This is a genomic window from Paenibacillus sp. FSL K6-1558 (genome assembly GCF_038002565.1).
GTDB lineage: Bacteria > Bacillota > Bacilli > Paenibacillales > Paenibacillaceae > Paenibacillus > Paenibacillus polysaccharolyticus.
In genome coordinates this window covers 275132-291251 of the sequence record NZ_JBBOCV010000001.1, presented here as the reverse complement: position 1 = coordinate 291251, position 16120 = coordinate 275132, and the positions used below count along the sequence as shown (strand labels likewise).

Sequence of the window (16120 nt, the reverse complement as noted above, 5' to 3'; positions counted from 1 at the left end):
ATTATATTAATAAGGATTGTGGACACTGTCAACATTATTCTTCCAGTTCAACATCTCCAGACATCGGATCTCTAAACGAACACAAAAAAGCCGCGCATTGCGCGGCAACTTCAAACAATTTAAAGAACTTGGTGAGACACCAGCCTAAGAGTGATTGTGTTGAACTTGATGCAGGCGGCTGTAGATACCTCCGGCAGCAACCAACTCTTCGTGATTACCTTGTTCAGCGATGCCATCGGTGTTCACCACGATAATTCGATCTGCATTTTTGATCGTGGTCAGTCGGTGAGCAATTACCAACGTTGTTCTGCCTACCGACAATTCGGCAAGAGATTGCTGAATGAGTGCTTCCGTTTCCGTATCCAGGGCAGATGTCGCTTCATCCAGGATTAGAATGGGCGGATTTTTGAGGAACATGCGGGCGATGGACAGACGTTGTTTTTGCCCACCGGACAGCTTCACTCCTCGTTCTCCAATAATTGTGTCCATGCCGTCAGGCAAGCTTAGAATGAGTTCTTCCAGTGAAGCACGGCGCGCCGCCTCCCAGATTTGATCCTCGGTTGCGGTCAGATCGCCATACGCGATATTTTCCTTAATCGTACCCGAGAACAGAAATACATCCTGCTGTACAATCCCGATCTGTTTACGCAAAGATTGCAGCTTAATGTCTCGAATATCCATCCCGTCCACCGTAATTCGGCCTTCTTCTACTTCATAAAAGCGTGGAAGCAAGCTACAGATCGTCGTTTTCCCTGCACCTGAAGGCCCGACAAAAGCTACGGTTTCACCCGGATGAATCGACAAGCTAATCTGATTCAAGATACGCCGGCTGGATTCGTAACCAAACGACACATTTTCGAAGCGGATATCCCCTTTCACCTCGCGCAGTTCAACCGCCTCTTTGCGATCCGCGATCTCAGGCTCGGTGTCAATGATCTCCAGGTAACGTTTGAACCCCGCGATCCCCTTCGGGTAACTCTCAATCACGGCATTAATCTTCTCAATCGGGCGGAAGAAAATATTCGACAAGAGCAGGAACGCCATGAAATCGCCCATGTTGATTCTGCCATCGATGTAAAACCACGCTCCGCTGATCATCACAAACACGGTCACCAGACGCATCATCATATAACTCACCGAGATGCTTTTCGCCATCGTTTTGTACGCGAGCAGTTTGGTTAAACGGAAATTGGCATTATCTACAGCAAACAGTTTTTTCTCATGATCTTCGTTGGCAAAAGACTGAACGACACGCATCCCGCCTACGTTGTCTTCAATACGTGCATTGAAGTTACCGACGTCACCGAAGAGTCTCCGGTACGTTTTGGTCATCCGACCGCCGAATACAATAATCACCCACGCCATAATCGGAATGATGATAAACGTTAGCAAAGCCAGCTCCAGATTGATATTGGCCATCAGCCAGAATGAGCCAATCAGCGTCATCACGGCGATGAATACATCTTCTGGTCCATGGTGGGCCACTTCGCCAATATCATTGAGGTCATTCGTGAGATGACCGATCAGATGCCCCGTTTTGCGATTGTCAAAGAACCGGAACGAAAGCTTCTGCAGATGGGCGAACATTTTTTCCCGCATATTCGTTTCGATGTTAATTCCCAGCATATGCCCCCAGTATGTAACAACGTAGTTCAATACCGTATTAAGTGCATAGATCGATAACAGCACGATACACGCCAGTAAAATCAGCGGCCAGTCTTGGCCTGGTAGCAGTTCATTGATAAATTTACTAACCGCAAGCGGAAATGCCAGCTCCAGCAAACCCGCAAATACAGCACAGCCAAAATCGATCAAAAACAGTTTTTTATACGGTCGGTAATACGAAAAAAAACGACGAAGCATTTCGATTCACACTCACTCTCCACATTCATATTTCGTTATACAGTGTATACCATTCTATACAGTCTTCCAAAACATGTAAACCTATTCTCGTTGATCGATAGCTAAAAAGCCTCCCCCATATCATAGAGAAGACTTTTTACATGTTGATTCTGTAAATACGTGCGAATACGCTTTCTATTTTTTCAATGAAACTTCAAATCGAGAACCTGTCTCACCCGCGAATACAATACGCCCGTTTTCAGGTAGAACAACCTCATTCTTGCCACTAACCACTGTATGATTCACACAAACTCCTGTCTGATCATATACAGCAAAGGCGGCATTTGCTGGCATCTTCACTGTCATAACCTGACCTACGGCAGCTGATGGCACGGAGAACCATCTGTTATAACCTTCTGGCTGGATCGTTATCTTAGATTGATTGCCACTGTAAAGTGTCTGGACAATCTCTTCACTGGCGTATTCATAGCCTGTAAAATGAATATACTCTATACCATTTTTACTGGAAAAGTAGATATCCCTCGCATCCCTACCAGCCATGCCGGGAATCTGGAGTTGGTTCACTGCATGGTCGGCTCCAACAATTTTGTGGTTGATCATATACCCGGGAACGCCATTCCCTGTATCCAATGGAATGATTGCTGAAGAATGGAGATATGCCGTGGAGGTATATTTTTCATTCATCAAATAATACCGCTGCCCATCACGCTGATCCCATGCCGCCTGAATATCCTTAGGCAATTCATTGTTTTCGAGCTTTTGTGCCGTATATTCCGAGAAAGCAAGTTGCCCTAAGCCAGGTATGGACAGATAGGATCGAGACCACAAGTAGATATGACCATTTGACTCTTTAACAAATTTTAATTTTTTTGTGCCTTCCTTATTAACAAACGTTCCATCCGACGTATAGATGTATTGATCCGAAGGACTATTCGGAACCATTTGGGGAGTAATCGACAGTTCTCCAGTAGAACCTACATCCACCTTCATAACCGAATTGTTGCCACCATAGGTTCCCGCATACTCAAACATCTCTTTTGGCATATCCGCCTTTACAGGCATGCCAAACGACTTTTCAGGTTTGCGTTCTTGAATGATGCCTTTAGTCTCGAGTGCGCTAAGTAACAGTTCGCTCGCTATCAATTGGTCAATTGCGCTCGAACCTCCTGAAGAAGTAACGGCCGCAGCCAGATTATGCTCTGGAAGCACGATGAGGGATGAATGGAATGACACCGTATCTCCACCTTTTGTAACCGCCTTGATGCCATAATCATTGAATGGGAACAAGTTCACACTATCCCACCCTAATCCATAAGAGATAGAGGAATCACTCTCTTCTGGCCACATGCCTCGTCGGTACTCCTTTTGTTCCAAGGCTTTTACCGACTTCTCGGAAAGAATCCCTTTAACCTCACCAGTGAAGATTTGCGAAAATTTCACAAGATCCTTAGCGGTGGAATATATGCCTCCGGTAGCGATGATATTATAATTCTCTTGAGGGAGCTGACCTTTATATAGCGGTGAATAGATTCCCGCCATATTTGCCGGGTTAACCACATCCTGTGGTGTTTTCGTATGCTCCATTTTCAAGGGCTCTGTAAAATGTTTGTGTATATACGCCGTAAAGCTCAACCCACTGACTCTCTCAACCAGAAGTTCAGCTAATGTAAAAGCATCGTTAGAATATACCGAATATGCACCTGGTTCTGCCTTTAGATGTTGCGTTGCTAGTTGATCCAAGAACGTAGCATGTGAGAGCGTATCATTATCCCCGTATAGTGTTGCATTGTGGCTTGAAGTGCCATGAAGACCCGCCGAATGATTCAATAACATGCGTGGTGTAATCTGTTTATAACGTTGATCTTTCATCTTAAATTCTGGAATATAACGCGTCACTGGTTGATCCAAATCTACCTTGACTTCGTCAACAAGCTTCATCACAGATGCTGTAAGAAACATTTTACTAGTCGACCCTATGCCATAGATGGTATCGGATGTGAGTGGAACTTCCCCTTTGGAGTCATTTTTGCCTGTCTGCCCGGAAACAACAATCTCTCCTTGATCCATCAGTGCATATTGCACACTGGTTACCCCGTATGTTTCGGTAAGTAGGCTAGCCTTCTCCACCACTGTTTTCTTGGTAGTCTCATACATCAGGTCATTGCTCTTAGTGACAGAAGGTGCAGCCATAATAGTACCTGGTGTTAACATAATTATCACCAGACTCAACGCAACAATTGAAGTCCGTTTCTTAACTATTGTTTTGATCATGCCCTTATTGATCTTGATATCTTGGGTTATCATTCACATCTCCTCCTGTTCTGTGGTCAGATCTTCACCTTACGATATGGAACAAGCTTAATCGATTCAGATGTACTCTTCATGAAGTCTATATGAACGGAACATGAACAAACCAAAAAAGCTACATCACATACAAGCGAACTTGTACATGAACGTAGCAAAGAACCACACAAAAAGAAGTTGACTAGCCTGCCGTCGGTGGACTAATTGGCAAGCTTACTATAAATGTTGTTCCTTGGCCCATTTTACTCTCCACCGCGATATCCCCTTTATGTAACGAAATAATCTGTTTCACGATCGCAAGCCCCATCCCGCTACCATCATATTTCCGACTATGGGAACGATCGGCCTTGAAGAAGCGCTCAAATACACGCTTTTGATCTTCGAGAGGAATACCAATTCCCTCATCCGTTATATATGCTGTTACAGTCCTGACATCCCGTTCCATCCTGACGTGAATTACGCCTTTATTCTCTGAAAACTTAATCGCATTGCTGAGAATATTCGTCCATACCTGATTCAACTGATCGTGATCTGCGATGACTTGAACCTTCTGTAAATCCAGCTCAAAACGAATATCCCGAGCGGACCATTGGGGCTGTAATGCAACGATAACCCTTCGGATCTGTTCATCAAGATCACGCGTGGCGAGTTGCAACTGATGAGATTGTGATTCCAGCATACTGAGCTTAAGCAAATTATCACTCATTTTAGACATGCGTTTCGCCTCTGAAATGATAATATCGAGATACCGTCCTCGTTCCTGATCCGGTAACTCTACATTTTTCAATGCTTGGGCATACCCTGATATGGAAGTAAGCGGTGATTGTACCTCGTGTGAGACGTTGGCTACAAACTCTCTTCTCATCTGCTCCAGTTGCTGTAGATCCTTCATCATATCTTCGAAACTACGAGCGAGCGTGCCCAGTTCACTAGATTGCTTAATATTCAGTTTTACATTGAAATCACCTGCTGCAATACGTTTGGTTGCCTGGGTCAATGTTTTGATGGGTCTAACCAAGAACATAGAAGCAATCAGAATGATCAGACTTCCGGCGGCCAGAGATGAGGTGGCAAAGATTGTACCCCATTGAATCACAGCAGCGGCAGCAGGCGGCGACAGCGTCTCCAGAAACATGGCTCGAGTCCCGCCAGCAGTCTGGACCGGCAATCCCAGTAGAACTGTACCAAGACCATTCGGAGTCGCTTCGACTACGGCTCCTCCCAGTACTTTCTGAAGCTGCTCTTCCGTCACTGAAATCGGTTTATGATCTATAGCCTTCCCGTACGTTTGGAACTGTCCTGACGGCTCATACATCCGAATATAGTACAAATCGAGCTGCTTCATGTTGTTGACGAATGCATCCGCTTCGGAGAGTGGCAGCGTTTTGTATATCTGTACAACATCCTGACCGAAGTTGCGTATGTTGATATGTGAATTCTCATTGAGCTGATCTTCAAAAATCCAGGTGGATAAGAGGAAAGCAATCACGGTCCCGGCAATCACAGAAATGAGAAAAGTCACAACAACCCGGATATACAAAGACTTAATCATGCTTGACCTCTAACCGATATCCTAAACCACGAACCGTTTCAATCTGAAAATCAGGCGTCGTCGCAAACCGTTCACGCAAACGTTTGATATGTACGTCCACTGTCCGATCATCCCCTGTGTAATCCAGCCCCCAGATCTGATCGATCAATTGCTCTCGTGTATAGACCTGCCCCGGTGTTCCGGCCAGCTTGTATAACAATTCAAATTCCTTGAGTGGCAAAGTTAACGACTCTGTACCCAGGATAACTTTGTAACTCTGACGATCCAGTGTGACGTCTCCAAATTGAATCATATGTGTGGAGCCAATCTTGTATCGTTTTAGCAGAGCTTTCACACGTACAGTTAACTCCAACGGGTCAAATGGTTTTGTTAAATAATCATCTGTGCCCAGTTCGAAACCTTTCACCTTTTCCCATGTCTCACCTCTAGCTGTCAACATAAGTAAGGGTAGATCTGCGTTCATTTGTCTCAATTCTCTGCACAATGCCCACCCGTCCATCACTGGCATCATAATATCCAGTACCACTAGATCAATCGAGCGTTCCTTGTATAGCGTGAGCGCCTGATAGCCGTCCACAGCCTCAACGGTATCGAATCCGTCATTTCGTAAAAACAAACAGACCAGCTCACGAATATTCGCATCATCGTCTGCAACTAATATGGTAGCCATATGCTTCTCCTTCGGCAACATTATACGAATTGTTATGCATTTATATCGCCAGTTTGTAAATTTAGTGAATCCTCGTTCTTTGCAATCTCATTCGATCCTCTTTGCTTATTCCACATCCGTCAGAGATATCGTGAACATCGTATGTTTTTTCATCACTCCCTGAATAGGTACATCGTGTGTGCCACTTTCCTGGAAGCCTGCTTTCAAAAGCACACGAATGGAGCCGATGTTGTCTGGAACAGCACCAGCTTCAACATGCGTAATGCTCATCTCATGTTTGGCATATTGAAGCACACGTTTTAACGCTTCGCTCATATATCCTTTACCGTGGTGTTGCCGATCGGTTGCATAACCTATCACCCATTTATCTGCACCGTTCAGTTCAATTCGAAATAATGAGATTTCGCCCACCAGTTCATCTGTATCTTTAAGAAAAATGCCAAAAGAATGTCTTGTTCCTTCTTTTCTCAGCTCAAGCCATTTCTCAATCAGACGGGTCTGTCCATCCAGACTATAAAATGCTTCATCTCGATGACCAGCCGAAGTCCTCTCTATTTCTTCTCTATTGCCCATTTGAAACTCCTGAAGCAACGTAGCATCTTCTAACGTCCAAGCTCTGATATAAATTCGTTCCGCCTCATATTTCATCTCAAGTTACTCCTTAGAAGTTCAGTTCATGTCATCTGAAAACGGCCTAATCCACTAGTTCATCCAATGTATTCCCCAGCTCTTCAAGCCGAGCTGACAGCATATTCACATGTTGTTTCGCGTCAGCAATCTTTTTCTGTAAAACCTTTGTCTGCTCGTTCTCTGCGACTTGTTCATACTGCTTCAGTTTTTCAACAGCTACGACATGTTCTTCTTTGATTTGATCAATCTGCTGTTCCAGATACAATACTTCCGACAGGCTTGCTCCGCCGGATAAACGCTGTGAATACGTCATTTGCTCACCTCATTCATGTAGCTGTTATTCTGCGTTCGACTCGATCGCTTTACTTACATCATACGCATCTATATTGATATCCGGTGCCATGTCTAAAGCCAATTTGGCAAGCTGACTACCAATATAAGGCCCCATGGTTAGACCGGAAGCACCCAATCCATTAGCTGTGATCAGACCTGACCATCCCGGGACATGTCCCATAACGGGCAAAAATCCTGGGGTGAATGGGCGAAAACCTATACGAACCTCATCAAGTGTGCTGTTTGCAAGCTCAGGTGCCAGTTCTAGTCCCTTGTTCAACACTTCTTGCATGCCTCCGGCAGTAATTCGTGTATCGTAACCGTGAACATCATTTTCATGTGTGGCGCCAATAACTATTTTCTGTTCTGCAAACGCAAGTAAATACTGATCAGTAGGCGGCATAATGACAGGCCACTCTTCTGTATTTTGCTGATTAGAAGTACGCAAATGCACAATCTGACCCTTCTGATAATGGACGTTAAAATGAATCCCCAGTGGTTTCATTAACTCATTCGCCCACGCACCTGCACACACAACCACCCGATCCGCGACATAATGCTTCGATTGCACTTCAACGCCAGTTACTTGCTCATCCTCATAGAGCACTCTGGCTTCTCCCTCAATCAGACGAGCGCCGTGCCGCTGTGCAGAGCGGATCAATGCATCACGCAGCGCTCTTCCATCCACACGCGCAGCACCGCTGATGTGTACAGATGAATAACCTTCCCCAAGTAAAGGGAACCGTTCACGGGTTTCATTTTCATCCAGACATGTGATTGTACCAATCTCAGGCGCATCTTCTCTGCGCAACTTGGCACGCTCCGCTATTTTGTTAATCTTCTCCTGATCCGTATGTATGCTGAGTGCGCCTGTCTGTGCATACCCCGTCTCGGTTTCCCCAGTACATTCTAATTCAGTTATAAGCTCAGGGTAATAACGAGCACCTGCCTTGGCTAGCTGATACCAATCCTGATTCCGACGCTGAGACAACCAAGGACAGATGATACCAGCAGCCGCATCCGTGGCCTGCCCTGCATCTTTCCGATCGATAAGAAGCACTTCTGCTCCTGATTTTGCTAAATGATAGGCTGTTGATGCTCCTAATATGCCCGCTCCGACTACGATGACTTTTTTCATACGAGTATTCCTTTCCTTCGTCCATTCATCTATATAGCGTACCCTTTTTGCCATTCTGTTGGCAAGCTGTGGCACCTGGATACCGCGGATACCGTTTTCGGTAAAATACAAAGCTAAGATGTCGACACATTTAAAATAATTCCATTTATGTAATATAATTCTATTCAGGTTTCTTTCATGCTCTAATCATGCTACCTGCACAAGACCTTTTAACGAAAAGAGGAATTATTCAACGATGCTGAAACCTAACATGGGAAATCTGCTAGTGCCCGATATGCCTCTCATGATTACTGGGCAAAACCGGTTAACCGTTAATGAATTAATGGATTGGAGCGACCATTCACGGGATTACACCATTGTACAATGCATCGGCGGAACAGGGAGAATCGCTGCCAAAAATCTCGAGCTTTCTGTTCGGAAAGGAACAGCGCTTATCATGTTTCCTGAAGTTCCCTACCGTTATAACAATTCAAGTAACACATTACAGTTTGATTGTTTGTCATTTAATGGCTACATTTTGCCGCGTTTCCTGCACTCCTTGCAGATCGGGGAACTGCGCGCCTTCAAACCGGAAGGCATACTTGGCCTTCTGTTACGTGAGATCACACTGGCGCTACAGTCCCGTCACAAGGATTACATCTGGCACGGTTCTACACTGCTCTATACTCTTTTGGTTCGTTTAACTATTGAGAGTGAACGCTACAGCAAGGTTGAGCGCTCTGAGGCTCGCCTGCGTCTGACAGAGCTTGTTGCTTTTATCAAAGAAAACTATCAACAAGATCTCTCCCTCTCCCTACTCGCGGATCAGATGAATGTGACCGAGCAACATCTGAACCGCATCTTTAAAAAAGAGTTCCATATGACTCCACTCGATTACCTGGTTCGCTATCGTTTGCTTAAGGCCAAGGAGATGCTTGTCCAGCAAGAAGATATCACCGCACATGAGATTGCAAAAGCCGTCGGTTTTAACAGTGCCAGTTATTTCGGTTCCGTATTCAAAAAATATGAAGGCATCTCACCCATTGAACTGCGCAAAAAGTTTCAGAGATAAAAAATCATATCTTCATCTCAGCCAGCGAGGATAACCGCCGTTCATGCATGGTGAATTCCAAACCGCGTGTTACCTCGTTCGGCACGATATAACAACGGATACCTGCGGCATTTGCTGCCTTTAGTCCATTGGGAGAATCCTCAAAAACAATCGCCTCATCTGCCTCCACACCAAGTTTCTGCAGCGTGAGCAGGTACAGCTCCGGGTCAGGTTTCACCCGCTTCACATCATCCGAGGTATGAATGACTTCAAAATAATCAAACAACCCAAGCTTTTGCAAGTACCCTTGTACCCAATCACGAGTGGAGCTCGAAGCAACCGCAAGCCGAATTCCCCTCTCCCGGGCAGCGTCCAGCAATTCAAGTACGCCCGGGAGTATGCTTGCTTGTCCCAAATATGCTTCGTACTTCTGTTCAGAGAGCAAGCGGACTTGCTCATGATTGATCTCTTTTTGCAACATCTGCTCCAGATATCGATACGGATGAAATTCCTCGAAGGAGGTGCCTACGTTTTTAGACCAAAGCTCAAGTCCCAGCTCCACACCATGCTCTTCATAAATATCACGAAAAGCATAATACCAAGGCGTTTCTGTATCGACAATCAGGCCGTCAAAATCAAATATAAATGCTTTTAACTTCTGTACCATTGTTCCATTCCTCTCTCTCAACCATCGCTGGAGAAACGGATCAGAAGCGTGCAGTCAAATCCGGCTGGGTCATGCTTACGGATAAAAAGTGGCAAGTGCAACCCGTGCCGGTCGGTGACTGAGCAACAACTCCAGCTCGAAGCTCTCCATCCATCGGCATGCCAAAGTATCGAATTAACTTCCATTCTTCCCCATCGGGAGAGTAAAAGAAGGACAGACATCCCTCCACTTTTCGTATACGCAGGTAAGGATCTGACACAGGCACCTCTGTCGAGTTACAATCATCGGATGAACCATCGCGTGTAACGACAGATACGATCGTTGCGACTTTACCATCATATTCAAAACACAGTTTGCACCAGTTACGTTCGTCAACCATCACCATCAAACAACCGGAATCATATTGATGCTTCATCTCTACCGTCAGCTGTGCAGTCATTTCGAAATCACCAGCCACGGGCATCGACAAGAATGGTGCGGTCGCTCGAATATGCTTGCCTGCCGGGTCTTGGAAAAAATCCGAGTCGGCTTGCGCCTCTATGATCAGTCCACCTTGATCCGTATATGACCAGTTGTGCGGCTCATTGATCCAGCTCAGTTTCTCCCTTGCTTCCGTTGTCATTACATTCATCATTCAAAACCTCCCAAGGATTGTGCTAATAACTGCATTTTACCGTTTTATATATTCGGCAACATACAGAAAAGCCCTTCTTCTACATATTTTTGTAAGATTCCATCACTTGGGGGCGTTGCTGTGGATCATGTAAAAACAACATGATAATCATCAAGAAAATATAAAGTGCAAGAATAACGCCGAACAGAAGGACCGGATGATAATGATACAGCAACCCGGTTAGATACCCGGAAGGTATTGCTGTTAACGTCATAACCGTCTGTACAGCCGAGAACATATCCGCCTTCTCATGCGTGCCCAGTCGGTTCATCAGTAATGAATCACGGTACGTTTGCAGAATGAAGTTCCCGGCAGCAAGTACAATAAGGGTAAGAAACAGCATCGCTATATTACCGGCCGGAATCAGAAGAAATAACACAGCACCCGCGGTACTAAGCACAATGGAGAAGCTAACATACTTTTCTTCCGATCTCTGCTTCAAGCGCGGAAGAATAACTAGATAGAGCAGCATGACGGTAACCGCTGTCACGACCGGAACAAACGAGATCACTCGATCACCAAAGCTTAACTGCTCTTTAAAATAGATGACCTGAAAGAAGTTTAACTGTAGAACCAGATTGGACAATACCGTAATTAAAATGATCGGAAATAACCTGCGCTTGTAGAACGACCTTCCAAACAGACGAAGGCTGGTGACGAGGCTGCGAAATACATGCGTTTTGCTGTGTATGCCCATCAATTCCTTGCCAACCTCAGTCTCTTCCGTGTAGCGATTACGAATAAAAAACATCGCTGTCATCAACAGCCCGCCCACAAAATAAATGCTTGCTAGCGTAGGCGCGATGCCAAAGTCTGCAATCACAACTCCCGCAATCGGTGTAAGCACTCCCGCACCGGTAATAATCATGTTCAGCATGGCGAACACCTTGGATCGTTTATGTTCTTCTACGTCTTCAATGATCAGACAATTGAAAGACACCGTGACAAACTTTGATGTCGCATTAAGCAAATAAGCCATGAGAAACAGCCAGAAATTTTGTGAAAATGCCCAGATGAACATGGGTACACTCCAGGCGAGTAAATCAAAGATCAGTGTCGTTCGTTTACGTCCCAGCTTATTAGTCACTGACCCTGCAAATAGTTGAAAAATGAAGGCAAAATACAGATTCACCGAATTAATGATGCCTATCTCAATGTCGGACAAACCGGCCTCTTTCATATACAAAGGAGCGTAAAACAAAACAATCGTTCCCGGAATGGCCCACACCGGCTCAAGTAAAATAGAATACCGCGGATTTCTCGGCAAATCCCGAAGCAGTTTCACTCCATATCCCTTCTTTCTCTCTGCGGATCGCTCCGCTGTAACCTGCAAGATCCAATCGAGAACACATCTCACTTGTGCTTAACGCCTTATACCTCACTGGTCACAGCGGAGAACCCCACAATATCTACATCATTATAGAATCAATGCGGTTTTCACCGAATTCATCGGCAGCTTCTCCCCGCTTTGCAGGTCATAACCGATGGTGCCATTGAAAGCCTGCTCATAGTCCGTCAAAAATTCTTTGGCTGTTACCATCTGCTCTAGCTCAGGAATGCTTTGCGCGAATTTCAACGCTGTGCTAATCATGGAGTGTACAGCTACCGCACCAATAATACTGAGTCCATCGTTAATGACATGGGTTGATTTAAAAGTCACTTCGTAACTGTCGTCATACCCCATTGGGATGATCCGGCCGCCTTTAGCAATCATCTCAAACCCGACATGAAGCTGATTCCCTACAGCATCGACAACAATATCAAACTTTTTGTTATTGTTGATCTCATATACTTTGTCCAGTGTTAGATCCTGCGGATAGTAGACATGATCAGCGATCCCTTCTGCGAATTGTTTGCGATAAGGATCAATCTCAGTACCCACCGTAAGTCTTGCCAGTCGTTTGCTCACCAGCTGACACAGCGAACCAATGGCGCCTGACCCCAGCACGAGTACAGAGTCACTTGGCTTCACGCCTGCTTTCATGAATGTTTGCAATACACAACCCAGAGGTTCAATCATCATGGCCGCTTCCCAGCTCATGGAATCGGGAATGGGATAGATATATTTTTCATCTCCCACAAAGTATTCGGCAAACGTTCCATGTGTGGTCATTCCTACTTGGTAGTCATCGAAATTTTCACAGTAAATGAACAAGCCTTCACGGCAATACGAGCAGTGTCCGCAAGATTGAGTCGGGTCCACGAGAACCCGATCTCCTACGCGAATACCCCGTACTTCATCTCCCACCTCGACCACAGTCCCTACACCTTCGTGACCGATAACGGTTCCTTTATTTGCTGGGACTTTACCTTTAACAATGTTCAAATCTGTTCCACAGATCCCTGATCCATAGATTTTCACTTTGACCTGATTCGGTCTTTGAATGCTGGGCTCCTCAATCTCTTGTAGCTCCACCTGTTTCAAATCTTGATATACGAGTGCTTTCATGAGATATCCTCCTGGTCATATCATAAATTTTCGTGTTACTTTCCTTACAGATTGGCATATTTCAGATGTTCAAGCTTCTGCATTTCTTTCCAGTCCGACAAGATCTGAAGCAGTGCATCCTCCACCCAAATCAATTCCTCCCGCGTATGCGTATCCGAGAAAATAAAGTAACCTTTGGTGAAAATGCCGTAATGAGCCATCTTCTTCACCATAAATTCGCGGAACGGGTCCGTCTGAAAATTTTGCTCATCCAAAGATTGGATGTAAAAGCTCGCGTAGGTTCCCTTTAAGACTAATTGTTCCGTGAGACCAAGCAGCACAAGTTCGGATTCCAGTCGTTTCATGATCCGTGTAGCGGGTTCACGCCAAGTGGGCCAGACTTTGGCATTTTTAATTAACCTTTCGCAAGCAATAGCCGCCGCAAGCGCTGTTGTCTCGCTGGAATGCGCATTGCTAAATCGCACCTGTCCTGCAAGGGACATGAGGTGCTCTGGCCCCATTACTGCTGCAAGCGGAAGTCCGTTGGCCATACCCTTGGAGATGCAGAGCAAGTCCGGCCAGATGTCATACTCTCCTGCAGTCGCCTGTTTGCCCATTCGTATTCCCGAAGTAACCTCGTCGAAGATAATAATGATGTCCAGAGAGCGGCATAAATTCACTACCTTCTCCAGTTCTTCTTTATTCCACTCGTTGGGGCACAAGACAATACAAGCGATATCATCCATAGATGAAGTGTGTTCCCGAATGTTAGTATAGGAAGGCTTGTTCACCCAAATCGTGGAACGCTCAATATCCACCGGAATGCCTCGTTCTTTGGTCTGACTGCCGTAATAACCATACGCGGACCAGTCATGCCACCCGTGGTAAGCTGTTGCAATGACCTTGCTTTTACCACTTCCCGCACGGGCCAGCCGCACCGCTCCGCTTACCGCATCTGCACCGCTCTTGGTGAAGCGCAGGGACGGATAACGTCCCTCGAACCGCTCCAGAATTAACTCGGCACACTCCAGTTCAATATCCGCTGGGAGTGAAAATCCTGTTCCTTTTTTCAACTGATGAATGACTGTAAGCTGAATTTCTCGTCTGGCGTGCCCCCAAGGAACCGTGCCCATGGCCATCTCACAATCCAGCCATTCATTACCGTCAATATCTGTGAATCGGGAATGATATGCTTCCGCACAGCAGACCGGGGTATGTCCCGGAAATAAGCGTTCTGGCGCTTTGGCTAGTGTACTGCACCCGCTCGGAATAACCTTTTCAACCTTCTCCAGCCACTCCAGATTTTGAGTAAATCTTGCGGCACGATCCAGCGTGCTTTTTTCATCGCTCACTTTGAAGTACCTCCCTAAGGCTTAATAGTGGTGTATCACAACCTGAATGATTAAGTTATCGCACTTTCGTGCCCGGCCAACATCCATCATAGATGCGATCCATCGTAATCACGTTACCGTAGAGGTCAATAATTAGATCCTTGGCTCTATGGGCATGCCTCATTTCGATCCAATAGCGGTTCTCCAACAATCGGGTGAAGTTGTCCACCAGAAACAGCAACCGATTTTCGCTATGAATTAACTCCTTGCCTAATACTTGGGGTAGCCATATGGCTCCATTCGAGTTAAAGCGGTTGGAGTAGTCTCGCACGTCGGCAAGGGGCGCGATACCTGCCTCGTCAAGCTTGCTCCAGAACGTGTCCGCATCACTTCGAACCTCGGCAAGATCGATACCGATCATTGGCAGATGCTCGTATTCGCGTTGATGATGCAATTGCTCCTTTAGATGACTGAATACGAAAGGCCATACATCGGCTTCGATCTGACTTCCCCACTTTTTCCAAAATCGTGCCAGATTGTTCTTGCGGTTAAAATTGCGATGAATGCCGCTGCTGCGTTCCCAGTGATAGGCTTGAATATTAGGGTTAATAACCGTATCATAACCCGCTTCTCTGGCGCGCATCTGATAATCAAAATCTTCATATCCGTTGAAAAACTTTTCATCCAGGCCGCCAATTGTCTCATAAACTTCCCGTTTCATGCCAAACATCGCAAATACAACAAGTTGCACGGAGAATGTCTCCTTCGGGATATCATCCGGGGATGCGTTCAGAAAAAGATGGCGTCCAATCGAGTCGGCAAAGGCGATACCACAATGCTGCACACCGCCAGTCTGCGGATACAACAGTACGCCTCCGATCATACCGATCGTAATATCCGTGTCGAGCGTCTCCTTCATCATCGTTTGCCAGTGGGGCTGCAATATCGTGTCGGAGTCGAGGAAAAAGATATATTCTCCCTTAGCAAGATTCAGGGCGCTGTTAATGGATACGGCGCAGCCAAGTGGAAAGTCATGCTGAAGAATATCAATGGTCACACCTTCTCCAACCTCTTGTTTGAGTTTATCCAGGTGCTGGAAGACGGCAGAGCCAGATCCGTCGTTGATAAAAATAATTTGTGTTGATGGGACGACTGTTCGAAGCAGCGAGTCTGTAAACAGGTTCAGAATGTTATAGTCCTGATTGACCGGTACAATAATGGTATAAAGCATACAATTCCTCCTCATGAAGTTAATTTTGATGGAACCCGTTGGCCAAGATTATGAATATGTGCAAGATATAACTATTTGTTCTCTGTCGTCCTCCTCCACTCAAACTTTGTCTTAATTTGGTAATGATTTGAATCTAATAGAAATTTATATCATTTTTTGGAAGTTTTAAATCTTAAATTCTGAACTCTATTAATATCTGAATCTCTTTAAAAATCAAAAAAACTCTCGATGGGCCCCTCGCATCTAATGCGACACCGATCAAGAGTTTTT

General features: G+C 45.5%; 14 protein-coding genes. 1 reads left to right on the top strand and 13 read right to left on the bottom strand.

The window, feature by feature from the left end:
• Positions 1-144 precede the first annotated feature (144 nt).
• The 7 genes from MHI38_RS01140 to MHI38_RS01110 form a co-directional block, all read right to left on the bottom strand.
• Positions 145-1863, bottom strand: coding sequence for an ABC transporter ATP-binding protein (locus MHI38_RS01140; protein ID WP_154889288.1), 1719 nt, complete (start codon positions 1861-1863; stop codon positions 145-147).
• Between the two features lie 174 nt (positions 1864-2037).
• The gene (locus tag MHI38_RS01135) at positions 2038-4167 is read right to left on the bottom strand and encodes a serine hydrolase domain-containing protein (protein WP_341180848.1); all 2130 of its coding nucleotides are present in this window, start codon (positions 4165-4167) and stop codon (positions 2038-2040) included.
• 181 nt (positions 4168-4348) lie between these two features.
• Positions 4349-5719, bottom strand: a complete 1371-nt coding sequence (locus MHI38_RS01130) for a sensor histidine kinase (RefSeq protein WP_154889292.1) — start codon at positions 5717-5719, stop codon at positions 4349-4351.
• Positions 5712-6389 carry a response regulator transcription factor gene (locus MHI38_RS01125; protein ID WP_154889294.1) on the bottom strand — a complete coding sequence of 226 codons (678 nt, stop codon included), beginning with the start codon at positions 6387-6389 and terminating at the stop codon, positions 5712-5714. The genes MHI38_RS01130 and MHI38_RS01125 overlap by 8 nt, the downstream gene beginning before the upstream one ends.
• A 105-nt stretch (positions 6390-6494) precedes the next feature.
• Positions 6495-7037 (bottom strand): GNAT family N-acetyltransferase, encoded by a 543-nt coding sequence (locus MHI38_RS01120; RefSeq protein ID WP_154889296.1) that lies wholly within the window; start codon positions 7035-7037, stop codon positions 6495-6497.
• Between the two features lie 46 nt (positions 7038-7083).
• Positions 7084-7332 carry a hypothetical protein gene (locus MHI38_RS01115; RefSeq protein ID WP_154889298.1) on the bottom strand — a complete coding sequence of 83 codons (249 nt, stop codon included), beginning with the start codon at positions 7330-7332 and terminating at the stop codon, positions 7084-7086.
• Positions 7333-7356: 24 nt separating this feature from the next.
• Positions 7357-8490, bottom strand: coding sequence for an NAD(P)/FAD-dependent oxidoreductase (locus tag MHI38_RS01110; RefSeq protein WP_154889300.1), 1134 nt, complete (start codon positions 8488-8490; stop codon positions 7357-7359).
• A gap of 235 nt (positions 8491-8725) precedes the next feature.
• Between MHI38_RS01110 and MHI38_RS01105 the strand changes: the two genes are divergently transcribed.
• Positions 8726-9541, top strand: a complete 816-nt coding sequence (locus MHI38_RS01105; protein ID WP_154889302.1) for a helix-turn-helix domain-containing protein — start codon at positions 8726-8728, stop codon at positions 9539-9541.
• Positions 9542-9545: 4 nt separating this feature from the next.
• On the opposite strand, the gene MHI38_RS01100 is transcribed toward MHI38_RS01105, so the two are convergent.
• The 6 genes from MHI38_RS01100 to MHI38_RS01075 form a co-directional block, all read right to left on the bottom strand.
• Positions 9546-10187 (bottom strand): HAD family hydrolase, encoded by a 642-nt coding sequence (locus tag MHI38_RS01100; RefSeq protein WP_154889304.1) that lies wholly within the window; start codon positions 10185-10187, stop codon positions 9546-9548.
• Between the two features lie 40 nt (positions 10188-10227).
• Positions 10228-10821 (bottom strand): DUF1349 domain-containing protein, encoded by a 594-nt coding sequence (locus MHI38_RS01095; protein WP_186809669.1) that lies wholly within the window; start codon positions 10819-10821, stop codon positions 10228-10230.
• Between the two features lie 79 nt (positions 10822-10900).
• On the bottom strand, positions 10901-12145 hold the full coding sequence (locus MHI38_RS01090; RefSeq protein ID WP_154889306.1) for an MFS transporter: 1245 nt from the start codon (positions 12143-12145) through the stop codon (positions 10901-10903).
• Between the two features lie 132 nt (positions 12146-12277).
• Complete coding sequence (locus MHI38_RS01085) at positions 12278-13309, bottom strand: zinc-dependent alcohol dehydrogenase (RefSeq protein WP_154889308.1); 1032 nt, start codon at positions 13307-13309, stop codon at positions 12278-12280.
• Positions 13310-13353: 44 nt separating this feature from the next.
• Entirely contained in the window at positions 13354-14640 is a 1287-nt protein-coding gene (locus MHI38_RS01080) for an aminotransferase class III-fold pyridoxal phosphate-dependent enzyme (protein WP_154889310.1), read from the bottom strand.
• A gap of 55 nt (positions 14641-14695) precedes the next feature.
• The gene (locus MHI38_RS01075; RefSeq protein WP_186809670.1) at positions 14696-15850 is read right to left on the bottom strand and encodes a glycosyltransferase family 2 protein; all 1155 of its coding nucleotides are present in this window, start codon (positions 15848-15850) and stop codon (positions 14696-14698) included.
• Positions 15851-16120: the final 270 nt, after the last annotated feature.

What these genes read in the sequence shown, in the direction of transcription:
- MHI38_RS01140 (WP_154889288.1), bottom strand. Translation starts at nt 1,863, where the DNA reads ATGCTTCGTCGTTTTTTTTCGTATTACCGACCGTATAAAAAACTGTTT.
- MHI38_RS01135 (WP_341180848.1), bottom strand. Translation starts at nt 4,167, where the DNA reads ATGATAACCCAAGATATCAAGATCAATAAGGGCATGATCAAAACAATA.
- MHI38_RS01130 (WP_154889292.1), bottom strand. Translation starts at nt 5,719, where the DNA reads ATGATTAAGTCTTTGTATATCCGGGTTGTTGTGACTTTTCTCATTTCT.
- MHI38_RS01125 (WP_154889294.1), bottom strand. Translation starts at nt 6,389, where the DNA reads ATGGCTACCATATTAGTTGCAGACGATGATGCGAATATTCGTGAGCTG.
- MHI38_RS01120 (WP_154889296.1), bottom strand. Translation starts at nt 7,037, where the DNA reads ATGAAATATGAGGCGGAACGAATTTATATCAGAGCTTGGACGTTAGAA.
- MHI38_RS01115 (WP_154889298.1), bottom strand. Translation starts at nt 7,332, where the DNA reads ATGACGTATTCACAGCGTTTATCCGGCGGAGCAAGCCTGTCGGAAGTA.
- MHI38_RS01110 (WP_154889300.1), bottom strand. Translation starts at nt 8,490, where the DNA reads ATGAAAAAAGTCATCGTAGTCGGAGCGGGCATATTAGGAGCATCAACA.
- MHI38_RS01105 (WP_154889302.1), top strand. Translation starts at nt 8,726, where the DNA reads ATGCTGAAACCTAACATGGGAAATCTGCTAGTGCCCGATATGCCTCTC.
- MHI38_RS01100 (WP_154889304.1), bottom strand. Translation starts at nt 10,187, where the DNA reads ATGGTACAGAAGTTAAAAGCATTTATATTTGATTTTGACGGCCTGATT.
- MHI38_RS01095 (WP_186809669.1), bottom strand. Translation starts at nt 10,821, where the DNA reads ATGATGAATGTAATGACAACGGAAGCAAGGGAGAAACTGAGCTGGATC.
- MHI38_RS01085 (WP_154889308.1), bottom strand. Translation starts at nt 13,309, where the DNA reads ATGAAAGCACTCGTATATCAAGATTTGAAACAGGTGGAGCTACAAGAG.
- MHI38_RS01075 (WP_186809670.1), bottom strand. Translation starts at nt 15,850, where the DNA reads ATGCTTTATACCATTATTGTACCGGTCAATCAGGACTATAACATTCTG.